This is a genomic window from Prochlorococcus sp. MIT 1342, assembly GCF_047304495.1.
Classification (GTDB): Bacteria; Cyanobacteriota; Cyanobacteriia; order PCC-6307; family Cyanobiaceae; genus Prochlorococcus; species Prochlorococcus marinus_D.
Genome location: NZ_CP138957.1, coordinates 149103 through 163114, shown reverse-complemented (window position 1 = coordinate 163114; position 14012 = coordinate 149103). Strand labels below are relative to the sequence as shown.

13 protein-coding genes are annotated in these 14012 nt (G+C 49.4%); 7 read left to right on the top strand and 6 right to left on the bottom strand.

Features of this window, described 5'->3' with window-relative positions:
- Window positions 1–3 precede the first annotated feature (3 nt).
- Together SIB79_RS00785 and rpsT are read right to left on the bottom strand one after the other, a co-directional pair.
- Window positions 4–789, bottom strand: coding sequence for a TatD family hydrolase (locus SIB79_RS00785; RefSeq protein ID WP_063403550.1), 786 nt, complete (start codon window positions 787–789; stop codon window positions 4–6).
- Window positions 790–885: 96 nt separating this feature from the next.
- Entirely contained in the window at window positions 886–1188 is a 303-nt protein-coding gene (rpsT, locus tag SIB79_RS00780; protein WP_063403549.1) for a 30S ribosomal protein S20, read from the bottom strand.
- A gap of 130 nt (window positions 1189–1318) precedes the next feature.
- On the opposite strand from rpsT, the gene hisD reads away from it, so the two are divergent.
- The gene (gene hisD, locus SIB79_RS00775; RefSeq protein WP_063403784.1) at window positions 1319–2647 is read left to right on the top strand and encodes a histidinol dehydrogenase; all 1329 of its coding nucleotides are present in this window, start codon (window positions 1319–1321) and stop codon (window positions 2645–2647) included.
- A gap of 5 nt (window positions 2648–2652) precedes the next feature.
- Here hisD and rpiA read toward each other — a convergent pair whose 3' ends face one another.
- The 4 genes from rpiA to SIB79_RS00755 all read right to left on the bottom strand — a co-directional run bounded on the left by rpiA (window position 2653) and on the right by SIB79_RS00755 (window position 7140).
- Window positions 2653–3369, bottom strand: coding sequence for a ribose-5-phosphate isomerase RpiA (gene rpiA, locus SIB79_RS00770; RefSeq protein WP_063403548.1), 717 nt, complete (start codon window positions 3367–3369; stop codon window positions 2653–2655).
- A gap of 42 nt (window positions 3370–3411) precedes the next feature.
- On the bottom strand, window positions 3412–4569 hold the full coding sequence (locus SIB79_RS00765; protein ID WP_155724633.1) for a trypsin-like peptidase domain-containing protein: 1158 nt from the start codon (window positions 4567–4569) through the stop codon (window positions 3412–3414).
- Window positions 4570–5105: 536 nt separating this feature from the next.
- Window positions 5106–6047, bottom strand: coding sequence for a hypothetical protein (locus SIB79_RS00760; protein ID WP_236072618.1), 942 nt, complete (start codon window positions 6045–6047; stop codon window positions 5106–5108).
- A gap of 91 nt (window positions 6048–6138) precedes the next feature.
- Window positions 6139–7140: a hypothetical protein gene (locus tag SIB79_RS00755; protein ID WP_063403546.1), complete on the bottom strand. Its 1002-nt coding sequence runs from the start codon at window positions 7138–7140 to the stop codon at window positions 6139–6141.
- A gap of 466 nt (window positions 7141–7606) precedes the next feature.
- Between SIB79_RS00755 and SIB79_RS00750 the strand changes: the two genes are divergently transcribed.
- The 6 genes from SIB79_RS00750 to grrM all read left to right on the top strand — a co-directional run bounded on the left by SIB79_RS00750 (window position 7607) and on the right by grrM (window position 13970).
- The gene (locus tag SIB79_RS00750; protein WP_063403545.1) at window positions 7607–9964 is read left to right on the top strand and encodes an arylsulfatase; all 2358 of its coding nucleotides are present in this window, start codon (window positions 7607–7609) and stop codon (window positions 9962–9964) included.
- 97 nt (window positions 9965–10061) lie between these two features.
- Entirely contained in the window at window positions 10062–10937 is an 876-nt protein-coding gene (locus tag SIB79_RS00745; protein WP_236072617.1) for a formylglycine-generating enzyme family protein, read from the top strand.
- A gap of 201 nt (window positions 10938–11138) precedes the next feature.
- Window positions 11139–11996: an extracellular substrate binding-like orphan protein GrrP gene (grrP, locus tag SIB79_RS00740; protein ID WP_081215665.1), complete on the top strand. Its 858-nt coding sequence runs from the start codon at window positions 11139–11141 to the stop codon at window positions 11994–11996.
- A 51-nt stretch (window positions 11997–12047) separates the two neighbouring features.
- On the top strand, window positions 12048–12395 hold the full coding sequence (grrA, locus tag SIB79_RS00735) for a GrrA/OscA1 family cyclophane-containing rSAM-modified RiPP (protein ID WP_074161330.1): 348 nt from the start codon (window positions 12048–12050) through the stop codon (window positions 12393–12395).
- 136 nt (window positions 12396–12531) lie between these two features.
- On the top strand, window positions 12532–12798 hold the full coding sequence (gene grrA / locus SIB79_RS00730; protein WP_074161329.1) for a GrrA/OscA1 family cyclophane-containing rSAM-modified RiPP: 267 nt from the start codon (window positions 12532–12534) through the stop codon (window positions 12796–12798).
- Entirely contained in the window at window positions 12795–13970 is a 1176-nt protein-coding gene (grrM, locus tag SIB79_RS00725; protein ID WP_063403541.1) for a cyclophane-forming radical SAM/SPASM peptide maturase GrrM/OscB, read from the top strand. Before grrA (SIB79_RS00730) ends, grrM begins: the two co-directional genes overlap by 4 nt.
- Window positions 13971–14012: the final 42 nt, after the last annotated feature.

The following is a 14012-nucleotide window of genomic DNA, read 5'->3' as shown; positions in this document are numbered from 1 at the left end:
AGATCAGGGCAAAGAAAACAATCGTCTTGCATTAGCCGTGCTACTGCTTGCAACGAAGGCCAAAGACTCCCCTCGAAGCTCAGCCACCCGAGAAGCCACAGCTTCGACGTAGGCAGGCTCATTGCGCTTACCCCTACGAGGCACTGGAGCCAGAAACGGACAATCCGTCTCGACTAGAAAACGATTCTGCGGAACTTCGCGCGCGCAGGCGTGAATGGCCTCAGCCTTCGGGAAGGTGACTGTGCCACTGAAACTGATGTAAAGACCAAGATCCAAGCAGACCTCCATATCCTCTGGTGTGCCGCCCCAGCAATGCATCACCCCCCTAGGGCAACGACCCTCCTTCTGACGCTGACGCAACTCCAACGTCATGGGATCAAATGCATCACGACAATGAATGATCACGGGTAGATCTAACTCCGTGGCCAAGTCCAACTGCGGTCTCAGCACAGCCAACTGCTGTTCAAGGTTTGAATCCCGGTAAAGATCAAGCCCGAGTTCACCAATAGCCACCACCCTTGGATCTTCAAGAGCTGCATCTCGCAACAGCGACTGCGTCTGAGGATTCCAGTGCTGCGTGTCGAGGGGATGAACCCCCACTGAATAGCGCAGTTCAGGGAAACGATCCGCCAAAGCACGAATCGCAGGAATCTCTGCGGGTTCCACGCACGCATGCAGCAGACTCGCTACGCCCGCCTGTCGCCAGCGTGCAGCTACCTCATCGAGATCATCATCGAAATTGCGAAAGACGATGTGACAATGACTATCGATAAGAATCGGAGACGACACCAGAACCCAAAACGCATCTTTGGCCCCATTGTGCAGGCACTTTCCTCATCAAGGGAAAGAACAAGCCCTTTCACAAGGGCCCATGCCAAATCACCCCTAAGTGCTTGACGCCGGTTCAATCGCCTGCTTTACCGCTGCACTAAGAAGAGACTTCTGATGGGCAGCGGTGTTGCGATGCAGAACTCCACGTTTCACCGCCTTATCAATTTTGCTGAAAGCCGAATCAATGCTGGCCTTCACATTCGCTTTAGCTGTCTCACCAGGCTGCTGAGAATAATGACTGCAAGCGCTGAAGCAACGCTTCATTAATGTGCGCATGGCCGATTTATACGACTTGTTTTCAAGACGGTTGCGCTCGGCAATCTGAACACGCTTCTTTGAAGACTTGTTATTGGCCACAGATGCTTGCGCTGATTCAATAATCCATCACCTTAACCCAGCACCAATTTTTGAGATTCCATTACAAGCGCTTTTAGACAAGCCAGAAGAGCAAGCCCTAACTTGATTTCAGATATTCAGGTTGCAGACTTTGACACAAAGCGGCCAGGCCGAGTCAGAGACTCCCTCAACCCTGATTCATTGTGTTCGGGATCGGCAACAAGCCAAGCGTGAACTAGAGCGGCTGGCCAACCGCTCTACCGGCAATTCTCAAAAGCAAGCCATGGCGACGGTGGAGGACATCCTCGACACCGTTCGCAGCCAAGGGGACCAAGCCCTGATCACCTTGACCGAGCGCTTTGACGGTTTTCGTCCAGAGCCATTGACCGTAGCTCCAGAAGAGTTGGAAGACGCCTGGCGAAAAACTCCCCAAAAACTTCAATCTGCTCTGGAGCTGGCCTATCGCCGTATCCAGAATTTCCATCAGCATCAGCGACCGAATGACCTGATGGTGCAAGGCATCCACGGCGAACAATTGGGCCGCCGCTGGCGCCCTGTAGAAAAAGCCGGGATCTACATCCCAGGAGGCCGAGCTGCTTATCCGAGCACAGTGCTAATGAATGCAGTCCCAGCCCAAGTAGCCGGTGTGGAGCAGCTGGTGATGACTTCACCCGCGGGAAGGGATGGTCAGATCAACAGAACCGTTCTAGCCGCCGCACACCTAGCAGGCATTCGTGAGGTCTTGCGTCTCGGTGGTGCCCAGGCCATCGCAGCCCTGGCCTTTGGCACTGAAACCGTGCCAAAGGTCGATGTGATCAGCGGACCCGGCAATCTCTACGTCACCCTTGCGAAAAAGGCCGTCTACGGGCAAGTGGGCATTGATTCGCTCGCCGGCCCAAGTGAGGTTTTAGTCATCGCCGACCAGAGTGCTCGTGTTGAGCAGGTGGCCGCCGACCTACTGGCCCAATCAGAACACGATCCACTTGCTGCTGCAGTACTACTCACCACCGAAGCAAGCCTCGCCGAACAGCTCCCATCCCATTTGGAGGCTCAGCTTAAGGGGCACCCTCGCGAGCAGATCTGCCGAGCCTCTTTAAGCAACTGGGGGCTGGTCGTGATCTGTGAAAGCCTGGAAAGATGCGCTCAACTCAGCGATCACTTCGCACCTGAGCACTTGGAGTTGTTGGTCGAGCACCCGCACGCCATTGCCGACTGCATCAAAAATGCCGGCGCCATCTTCATCGGCCCCTGGACCCCTGAAGCGGTAGGCGACTATCTAGCCGGACCAAACCACACACTACCGACATGCGGAACGGCCCGCTTCAGCGGCGCCCTGAGCGTGGAAACATTTCTGCGGCACACCTCTCTAATCGAATTCAATCGATCTGCCCTTGAGGCCACTGCTAACGCCGTAAGGGAATTGGCCAGCAGCGAAGGCTTGCACAGCCATGCTGAATCCGTGCGTATCCGCTTCGAATAACCCCTCTACTCACGGCGCTGTAGACGACGCACTCCCGCAACACCATCACTAATCTGGCCAACCAAAACTTCATCGGTGAGATTGACGAACAAACCGTTCTCTAAGACACCCGGAAGATTGTTAATTCGACACTCCAGATCTTCAGGGTCACCAATACCTCCGGCGATGCTTACATCCAAAACGAGATTGCCCTGATCGGTAACCACAGGACCGGCCTTGCACTGAGCCATACGCAAATCAGCAATACCGCCCAACTCAGCCAAGCGACCCTGCACCTGTCGCCAAGCACCAGGCAAGACCTCAACCGGAAGTAAAAAACCAAGGTTGAGCCGATCAACAATCTTTGTGGAATCAACAACAACCACAAAGCGATCCGCTCTACTGGCGACAAGCTTCTCCTGCACATGGCAGGCCCCGCCACCTTTAATTAACTGAAAAGAGGGATCAACTTCATCAGCTCCATCGATCGCCAAGTCGATGCGATCCACGGCCGTGAGGTTGCGCAAGGGAATCCCCAACTCCGCAGCCATCACTTCGCCTTGGAAAGAGGTGGTAACGCCAACAATGTCCCGAAGCTCACCACTGGCCAGCTTGGCACCAAGAGCCTGGATCATCAGAGCTGCCGTCGAGCCTGAACCCAAACCAAGAACCATGCCATCTTTGATCTGCTCCACAGCGGCTGCCGCCACCGCTTGCTTCATCTGAGTTTGAAGGTCCGCCATCGTTTCTGAATCATCGGCGCGACGGTAGCAAGGGCAAGGGTTTCAACTAAGGCCAGGTAATGCGGCTGGATTAACCGAAAGGCTCATCTCTTGACCATTGCGCATGATCCTTAATGAGAAGGGGACACCGATCTCAGCCTGATCAACCTGTTTAAGCAGAGTTTGTGGATCAGAGACTGATGTTTCAGCTGCCGCAATCACAAGATCACCACGCCGCAAACCAGCGCGTTCCGCCGGGCTATCCGGCAAAACACTCTGCACAAGCGCCCCAAAGCGTTCGGGTAATTCCACCAGCGAATTCGGATCACGATTGTGCTCCCTGGCAATACGAGCTGTCAGCGGCACCAATTGGACACCCAAATAAGGATGCACCACCTCCCCACTGGTCAAAAGCTGCTCAGAAACATGCCGAGCCAAATTGATCGGGATAGCAAATCCCAAACCAGCGCCTGGACCAGAACGAACCAGTGTGTTGATACCGATCACCTCACCACGACCATTCACGAGTGGACCACCGGAATTGCCAGGGTTAATCGCGGCATCGGTCTGAATCAAATCCAAACGTTTATCAGAGAAGCCAAGGCTGCTGATATTGCGATGCAGGCTGCTAACAATGCCAAGGGTGACGGTGCGTTCAAGGCCATAGGGGGTACCAAGAGCGATCGCCCAATCGCCTACCTCAAGCGCATCAGAATCTCCGAGAGGGGCGGCCTCAGGACGTGTGCCCCCATCCAGTCTCACAAGAGCAAGATCAGTAACAGGATCCGTCCCGACAACCGAACCATCGTGTTGATCTCCATCGGCAAGGGTGACGCTGACCGCATCCACCCTTTCAACCACGTGGGCATTGGTCAGCACCAACCCCTGGTCATCGATCACGACACCCGAACCCTGACCGCGCTCACGCTCTGGCCCAATTCCTGGCTCGCCCAAGAGATCTCTGAGCAAGGGATCAATCAGGGTGGGATCAAAAGGCTGACGTTGCACAGTGCGTTCCGTATCAATGCGAACCACTGCAGGCGCCACCTGACTTACCGCATCAGCAACGAAGTTATGGCTAGTCGTCCCATCTAAACCAGACAAAGCCCAAACAGGCTGAACCCCTGCAGCAAGAGGGAACAGCACGGACATCAAAAACAATCCCCAAAAGCGCTTCAAAACAATGCAACCCTGTTGCAGCAACAATCTGAAAGAGATCATGACCGCGAGGCTAAGCCGAAACAGAGGAGCAAGGCAAAGCTGCGCAACCGATCTGCCAGAAGAATGCTGAAATCAATACTTTGCGTGCCTATGAGGTGGCTAATGATTTGAGGCCAAAAAACGATCAGACCGGCTCCAACAAGAAATGATCAGCAAAGACACTCCAGAAATTCAATGCTATATCAATAAAATCACAAATAATCGCCAGCACAAAACCACCTAAAGACAAACGCATTCGTTCTTCGATGGCAGAAGAAAATTGGCATCAAACCTTGCCGTACTATCCACAGTATAAACAGTAGAAGATCATACAAATCACTCCCACTAATCAAGGCAAGTTGACTTTGCTCAAAACGCAAGGATTAGAAGGCCTGGTAAAACTTAAGAAGGGATAACACATAGCAACCGTGATGCATAAAGGAGAAAAACTCGCATTAGTTTCCCACTAATATCAATCTCTATACATCAAGAGATATCGATACAAACAACTGATAGAGACAAGACATCGAAAGCCGAATAGGAGCAACTAAAGACCATTAAGGGAAAAACCATCTCAAGCCAAGGTTGACACCATTCTGATAATTGCTATAGCTATTATCAGTATTATAACCAGCGTACTCAAGGCCAAAGTACTTCCAAGAAAGAGTTAATTGCGCTGAATTACCCACTGTATAAGCAAGTCCTGCCTGAGCAGTTCCAGAAAGATCCTTCTTGCCAGAAAGACCAAATCCTCCCGCATCCAACCTCATAAAAGCCTGCCATTCTGGACTCATCGCATAAGTCACCTGCATGCCAAGTAATGGTTGAGCCCAGGTGTGATCAATCGATCCGCTCGCGCTCTTCTCCAACTCTGGCATTTCCTTCTTTGTTAACGTCCTGCCATTCACTTTGACATCCGCTGCTAAAGACATATCCATGTCCATGCCTGCATCAATGATTCGTGCACCAACAAAACCTATAAAAGTGGAGTCTCCTGTTTTCATGACTGGCTGTTCAAAGGCACCAGCGCGATAGCGCACGGCAAGATCAATGATAGACTGATTAAAATTTGTAGTCGATTGACTATTAAGCTTCAGGCCATCAATTGGAGGATTAAGCTCTTCCCCATTAAAGCTATTTGTACCACTCTGATCCTCAGATGACGTGCCATAAATAATCCCAGCCATGAAGCCCAGTCGCCCATATTCAACAGAAGCCCTTCCTGTAAAAAGTCCTGTAACCGTAGCCAAAACATCGGCAAGGCTCGAGTCTATAGGCACAGTATTTCCATTGATTGTGATGTCTCCAGTGGTCGATAATGGCAGGAATCCATAAAGGTCCAAATACACTCTCCAATCATCCTCTTCCAATACATCCTCATTCTCTTCGACCACCTCATCATCTTCAAGCTGATCTGGTTCAATCGAAACTAAAACCTGCCCCTGCCCAGGATTGCGCTCATACAAAGATTGCTCTGCAAAGGCCTCAGAAGACAACATTGAAAAAGTAGAAATTGCAATCAGTGCTATTAGAGGTCGTGAAGGTGTCATGTTTTTATATTAGTGGGGAGAGTAATAAAAAGAATACTTTTCAGCTACCTTTTGGGAAAAGGAACTGAATCTGAGTGCGGATCGTAAAGTCACCTTGAAGTTTTTCTCCAAAAATTTCCGGCCTTACAGCATTCCAATAGGCACTGAGCGAAGCATTAACAGGTTGATCACCAATTTTAAAGACTCTACCTATCCCAGCTCCAACAGGAACCATCCAACCCTTGCCATCATCTACATTCCAGTCATTCGTGATAATTGGTGAACTCGTAAAGTACCAACCATTCGGCATGTTGTAGTTAAGAAATGGCTGGATCAAAAGCTTATTCACATCTTTGCCTCCACGTCCTGAAAAGGACCAAACATTATTAGCAAGACCTCCTAGCACCCATGGGCCTTTGCTATAGACGAAGACTGCGGAAGGCCCAGCACTCCAACGCTGGGAACTAATGCGAATATCGGTCGCCGATGGCATAATCAAAGTTGGCCCAAGCCCAACCGTAAGATTCCCCTTAAGAGTTGGTACAAAGAAAACACTCGGATTGATATCTCCTATAGCTGTAAAGTCCACTCCGTCAGCCCATGGCTGATTGACAATTGGCACAATCGTCCGCGTGACCAAGGTGAGGTCATTGCTGACCTTGAATGGGACAACAGGCTGCACATTGACAACATTTTGCGTGCGATTATCACGTGCCGATGGGTCAATTAATGAAGGTGCCCATTGAGTTCCAGGCGTAGCATTCCACTGAATCGGGAAGCTGATCATGCTCGCAATTGGATTCTGGGCCTGCTTGGCCAAATCTTCCGTGTTGCCTTGATCTGCTCCAGCCTCTAGGTTCGCTTGTGAGCTCGATTCAGGGTCTGCAGAATCTGCTTGAGCGATCTCCTCTTGAATGGTTAACTCCGAGAAATCAAATGGCTGCTCAGTATCAATATCATGCTGCTCAGCAAAAGACGGTTGCATGACCATGGCACTGAGTGCAGCTCCTGCAGCCAGCACAGATAGTCTTAGTGGTAATGCTACTGGAGCAATTCTGACCATTGGTTAAAAAGATTTTGCGAATGTTATCCCCTCTTTCAAAAGAAAATTCCTATTAAGCGTTAAGAAAAAGTGATGGATCAAACCAGCAATTCAGAACCCATCATTGATCACCTCCCCAGGATGCTCCCGTCAATAAATAGAGAAGAGCAAATGGCTCTTAAACTTCGTTTTTGATAGCAAATAAGACGAAGCAAATCAGCGCGTCAAGGCATCATTGGAAAGTGATATTATCCTAGTACTGTTCAGGCATGAATAGGCAATGGGCCAGTCTCATCAACGATTGATGAGATCATCAAACAAGTTGCATACCCTTGTCTCTTCAATAACTTGAGAACGACTTCTTTCGATCAAATCCTTGCATTTTTTTGAAATTTAGCAACAAGTCGGCCTGGATCCACAAACAGCTATGGACTCATCACTGTTAAATGGTGATTACTAATAACAAATCCACCACTCCAAAGCAAACATGAAATTCAGAATACTTCTTTGGCTTGCATGTATCATAAGTTTCACAGCAACGTCTGCCGCCAACGCAGAAGAGATTAATCGTCGGCGACTTCCGATCGCAGATCCACATCCTCAGAAAGTTGACGAGCGCTTGCCAAGTCAAGTAAAAATGCCACGACAACATGTCGTCCAGGCACCCAAAGGAGCACCCAATGTTGTTGTCATCTTGTTGGATGATGTTGGCTTTGGTGCTCCTTCCCCCTTTGGCGGAGTGGTGCAAATGCCGGCTCTGCAGGAACTGGCAAACAATGGCCTGAGTTATAACCGATTTCACACTTCAGCCCTATGTGCACCTACACGAGCTGCTCTTAAAGCAGGCCGTAATCACCATGTGATGAACATGGGTTCAATCCCTGAAATTGCGACTGGATATGCGGGCAATACCACATTTGTGCCTAACTATGCCGAACCTGTAGCCGAGATACTAAGGCTCAATGGCTACAACACAGGCGCTTTTGGTAAATGGCATGAAACCCCTGGCCGTGAGACCACTGCTGCGGGCCCACAAACCCGCTGGCCAACCAGACAGGGATTTGAAAAATTTTATGGCTTCATCGGCGCAGAAGAAAATATGTATGAGCCATCACTTCACGATGGGGTCACAATCATTGATTACCCAGATCGAGAGGATTACCACTTCCTTGAAGACATGACAGATCAGGCTATTGCCTGGATGCGACAACAACAGGGACTGCGCCCAGACAAGCCTTTCTTTATCTATTATGCATCTGCTGGCTCACATGCACCACACCATGTAAGACCGGAATGGATTAAAAAGTACAAGGGAAAGTTTGATAAGGGATGGGATGTTATTCGAGAAGAAACGCTCGCAAATCAGATCGCAAAAGGTGTTGTACCCCCAAACACAAAACTGGCAAAAAAACCAGCAAGTGTGCCGAACTGGGATGATCTTAGTGATATACAAAAACGCATGTTTGCACGACAAGCAGAGGTGTTCGCAGCTTTCACAGAATACACAGACTATCAAGCTGGGCGACTCATCCAGGCCATTGATGAGCTTGGTGAACTTGACAACACGCTGGTTATTTATATCAGTGGTGATAACGGCACAAGTTCAGAAGGAAACCAAACCGGCAACTGGAACTGGGGGCACATGTTTAACGGCATCCCTGAAACACTTGAGGCTCAGTTAGAACATTATGACAATTGGGGTGATCAAAACACCTATCCACATATGGCAGTCGGCTGGGCGATTGCCTTTGATACTCCATTTGCATTTACCAAACAAATTGCCGGAGATTTTGGCGGTACACGCAATGGCACTGTGATTCATTGGCCTGAGGCCATCAAATCAAAAGGAGAGATACGCGATCAATTCTCCCATGTAATTGATGTTGCGCCAACGATCCTTGAAGCTGCTGGCTTACCCATGCCTGAACAGATCAATGGGATTGCACAAATCCCGATGCAAGGAACCAGCCTTATTTATTCTTTCGACAACGCTGATGCACCTGAGCGACACAAGGTTCAATATTTCGAAGTTGTTGGTAATCGTGGAATCTATCAAGATGGCTGGATGGCAAGAGCCACCGTTGGCCTGCCATGGGAAGCACCCAAGAAGATGCATAGCGTCGCCAAAGATGATGGATGGGAATTATACGATACGCGCAATGATTTCAGCCTAGCTAACAACCTGGCAACTCAGTATCCAGAACGGCTCGAGGCAATGAAACGACTCTTCTTGAAAGAAGCAATCGCCAATCAAGTGCTGCCCTTAGATGATCGTCTGTTGCAACGTTTAGTGCCTTCTGTTGCAGGCCGGCCAACGATAATGGGCTCGTCGAGGACACAACTTGATCTCTACCCAGGCTCCTGGGATCTTGTTGAGGATGCCATCCTCAATGTCAAGAATGTTTCCAACAGCATTACAGCCAAGGTAGACATTGACTCAAGCCAAGATGCCAACGGCGTGATTATGGCCCAAGGGAGCCGCTTTGGCGGATGGTCACTTTATATAGAAGATGGTTATCCGGCCTATGCCTATAATTACCTGGGCAATCTTCATACCTTCCGCAGCAACAAGAAAATCTCTTCTGGCAACAGAAAAATTCGCTTTGAGATGGATTACGACGGGGGAGGAGCTGGTAAGGGTGCAGATGTACGCTTACTAGTTGATGACAAAGTCATATCAACTGGCAGGGTTGATGCAACTGTTGGCACACGTTTTTCGATTGATGAAGGTGCTGATGTTGGCATGGATCGTGGATCACCTGTTACTCAACGAGTGATTGGGGATCAGCGCTTCAGTGCCTTCAATGGGACCATCAACAAAGTGACATTGGAGATCTATCCATAGTGACATTGGTTAGGCACTCTGACGGTGCTCACACTTAGCCATCTTGGCTTTTAGGCAACAATAAAGATGGACACATTTCCACCTGCAGACTTTCATTGTGACCACATCTTTGCCAGTAGAGATGGTAACCATCCCTTCAGGGCTCTATCGAGTTGGCTGTGATCGCTGCTATCCGGATGGTTCAGTCCGCTGCTATCCGGAGGAAACACCCGCGCGAGAAGTGCAGCTTGACTCATTCCAGATCGACATAGGGCCAGTCACCAATGCCCAGTTCCGAGCTTTCGTCAACGCCACGCAACATCTCACAGTCTCGGAGCTGCCACCTGATCCAACGCTCTATCCCGATCTAGCGCCCGAGGAACGCATCCCTGAATCAGTTGTCTTTCAACCGCCTCCAGCAACGGTGGATCGCAGCAAACCCTTGAGCTGGTGGTCGCTCGTGGCTGGGGCTGACTGGCGTCATCCCCAAGGACCCGAAAGCACGATCGATGGCCTTGATGATCACCCTGTCGTGCATGTCGCCTACGCCGACGCCATCGCCTATGCCCATTGGGCTGGCAAGCGTCTCCCTTCTGCTGAAGAGTGGGAAGTCGCCGCCCGCGGAGGTCTTGTCGATGCCCAATACGCCTGGGGGAATGAACTCACTCCCAATAACCGATGGATGGCGAACATCTGGCAAGGTTCTTTCCCTTGGCACAACGAAGAGCTAGACGGCTGGTTCTGGACCTCGCCCGTTGGCAGCTTTCCTGCTAACGGCTATGGACTGTTGGATGTTTGCGGCAATGTGTGGGAATGGACCAACTCTATTTATCCCGTGGCGACAGATCAACAGGAACGGAGAATTATCAAAGGCGGATCGTTTCTCTGCGCAGATAATTACTGCGTACGTTATCGACCCTCTGCACTACAAGGTCAAACAATAGACACTGCAACGTGTCATATGGGCTTTCGCTGTGCAAAAGGAGGGCCTTGATTGCTGACTCACAAAAAAAAATCAACCCCATCACTAGGAGAAATTTCAACTGCAATCGTACGCAGTTCGCAACAATAGATGAATCCAAGTCAGTCAGTTTTCATAACAATATTCCATAGGCTCACTCTTGTTTGTCCTTGCAAAGTAAAATTCAATGATCTACTAATCGGCATTTTAATGAAGACACGAGGTATCGCGTTTTTGGGCTCTTTATTCGCACTAGCTGCCTTAACAGCCCAGCCAGCCTCAGCAGAGACCTCCATGGAGTCGGTTGTACGCAGTGGCAAGCTAAACGCGGTAGTTATCGGTGACGAACTTCCGTTTGCTAGCAAAAGCGACACAGGCTTCAAGGGCCTAGCAATCGATGTTGTTGCAGCTGTCAAAAATGAACTTCAGGCCTTTGCAGGCAAGGCGATCAGGCTTAATCCCTTACAGGTGAAATCAGTACAAGACGCAAAAGATGCTCTGCTGAGCGGCAAAGCAGACATCGCCTGTGGTGTTGCCTACTCCTGGGAAAGGGCAATGCTTGTGGACTACACCATCCCGTTTGCCTTGGGCGGGGTGAGGGTACTAGCTCCTAGAGGCAATGATGGCACTCCCGCATCTCTTGCAGGCAAGACTGTTGGGGTCATTAAAGACACCGTTGCTGCTCAAACTCTCGAAACAGCAGCACCACAGGCGAATTACGTCTCCTACGCCTCTCCAGCAGCAGCTCTTGCCGCCGTGCGCTCTGGCTCTGTTGACATACTCGGTGGAGACAGTCTCTGGCTCAAAGCCAATCAAGCCAGGGTTGCAGCAAACGCCGATCTCGTGCCAATCGTTCCATACGGCCGTTCAGGTATCGCCTGCATCATTCCAGAAAACAACTCCACAATGCTGAATTACAGCAACATCGCCATCGGCAAGATCTTGCAAGGCTATGTGAATGATGTTGCCCCTGTTCAAGCCATGGTCAATCGCTGGATTGGTCCAGGAAGTGCCGTTAATCTCAAGCAAGAGTTGATCAAGGCCTACTACGCCACAGTCTTATCTACCGCTGCGCAACTATCTTTGCGTTGATCGTTAGAAAATTCAAATTCCAATCCTTCACATCCTCTTTTCTACAAACCCATGACACCTCGCTCTCTACTCGGCATATATGTACTTCTCGCTTCATCAGCCGTTGTCGTGCAGTCTGCTGAAGCTGCCGTTTACAATAAGCCTAACCTTGCAAATCCAATCGAAGCGAAAATTCAAACCGTTCGAACTGGCACCTGGAAAGTATTACTTAACGAGAGACACTCAAATTCAAATGAAAGAAGTGTTGCTCGCGCATGGGGGAATGGTGGTGGCCGCGCGTGGGGGAATGGTGGCGGCAGGGTTGTTCGCCGAGGTTGGGGCAATGGCGGAGGATGGGGCAACGGAGGAGGCGGCTGGTTGAATGGCGGCTACGGCGGCCGTGGCTTTGCTAATTGGTAACGAATAATTAGCAGCAATTAATACAACCCAGGCAAGCAATATCGGCCAAAACAATGACCCTCATCAATGCTTTGGCCGATGCATTGATCACCATTAGTACTGAATGAAACTGCACGACTAATGCAGTCATTACACCATGGCAACTCGCTCTCTAATCAGCCTATATGCGCTACTAGCAACGTCTGCTGTAATCACGCAATCTGCAGAGGCTACGGTTTACGGCCAACCAAATACTTCTAACCCAATTGAAGCGAGTAGTATCCAAGGCATTCGCAACAATAGATGGAGCTTATTTCTCAGATCTAATAAAATAATATTTGGAGAGAATGATCAGGCACGCTCCTGGAAAAATGGTAGTGGGGGGTTTCTTGAACTGGTGAACAGACAACATTCATCTCAATGACAACAACAAGTCCTGACATCAGTCGCTTCGGTCCAATCGGGCTGGTAGTTGTTCAGTCCACCTCTCTATGCAATCTGGACTGCTCATACTGCTATCTGCCAGATCGTAAGAGCCGCAAGATCTTTGATCTTGAGCTTTTGCCTTTACTAATGCAAAGGATATTCGAAAGCCCCTTCTTTGGTGAAGAGCTAAGCCTGGTGTGGCATGCAGGGGAGCCACTGACCTTACCCTGCAGCTACTACGATAGAGCCACGGAATTAATCAACGAAGCTATAGAAAAATGGACTAATGGAACAGTTCATATTGAACAGCATGTACAAACCAATGCCACACTGATTAACGATGCATGGTGTGAATGCTTTCGCAGGAATAAGATCATTGTTGGCATCAGCGTGGATGGCCCCAAAGACATACACGATGCCAACCGTTGCTTCCGCAATGGGGAAGGCTCTCATATCCACTCAATGAGAGGTATCGAAGCACTAAAGCGAAACAAAATCCCATTTCATGCCATTGCCGTTGTAACTGCAACAGCAATGGATGATCCAAACGGAATGTATCAATTCTTTCGTGACAATGAAATTCATTCTGTTGGCTTCAATGTTGAAGAACAAGAAGGTGAACATACAAGTTCATCGATGCAAGGCTTCGAACGCGAGGAACAATACCGTCAGTTCCTACAAAGCTTTTGGCAGTTAAGTGAGCAGGATGGCTTCCCTGTTGTACTGAGGGAGTTTGATCAAGTGATCAGTCTGATTCGTGAAAATCGGCGACTTAATCAAAATGAACTCAATCGACCTTATTCAATTCTGAGTGTCGATTGGCAGGGTAATTTTTCAACCTTTGACCCTGAACTTCTTTCAGTCTCATCAAATCTTTATGGCACATTTGATCTTGGTAACATCCGCAAGATTTCGCTAATGGAAGCAGCTAAGAGCGAGCGATTTCAAAAATTATGGAAGGATATGCTGTCTGGTGTGCAACGCTGTGAGAAAGAATGCAACTACTTCGGCTTCTGCGGAGGTGGCATGGGAAGCAATAAGTTCTGGGAACATGGAAGTCTCAACTGTAGCGAAACAAATGCTTGTCGCTTCAACAATAAGATACCTGTAGATGTGCTATTAGATCGCTTCAAATCTAGCCCTCCAATAGACCACGAAACTCCTTTTTAACTCAAGCAATATTCGAGCAGCAAGAGTTGCTTTTTATGCTGG

Excerpts from the sequence above, each read along its gene's own strand:
- rpiA (WP_063403548.1), bottom strand. The coding sequence starts at position 3,369 with ATGGCGGACCTTCAAACTCAGATGAAGCAAGCGGTGGCGGCAGCCGCT.
- SIB79_RS00765 (WP_155724633.1), bottom strand. The coding sequence starts at position 4,569 with ATGATCTCTTTCAGATTGTTGCTGCAACAGGGTTGCATTGTTTTGAAG.
- SIB79_RS00760 (WP_236072618.1), bottom strand. The coding sequence starts at position 6,047 with ATGTTGTCTTCTGAGGCCTTTGCAGAGCAATCTTTGTATGAGCGCAAT.
- SIB79_RS00755 (WP_063403546.1), bottom strand. The coding sequence starts at position 7,140 with ATGGTCAGAATTGCTCCAGTAGCATTACCACTAAGACTATCTGTGCTG.
- SIB79_RS00750 (WP_063403545.1), top strand. The coding sequence starts at position 7,607 with ATGAAATTCAGAATACTTCTTTGGCTTGCATGTATCATAAGTTTCACA.
- grrA (WP_074161330.1), top strand. The coding sequence starts at position 12,048 with ATGACACCTCGCTCTCTACTCGGCATATATGTACTTCTCGCTTCATCA.
- grrA (WP_074161329.1), top strand. The coding sequence starts at position 12,532 with ATGGCAACTCGCTCTCTAATCAGCCTATATGCGCTACTAGCAACGTCT.
- grrM (WP_063403541.1), top strand. The coding sequence starts at position 12,795 with ATGACAACAACAAGTCCTGACATCAGTCGCTTCGGTCCAATCGGGCTG.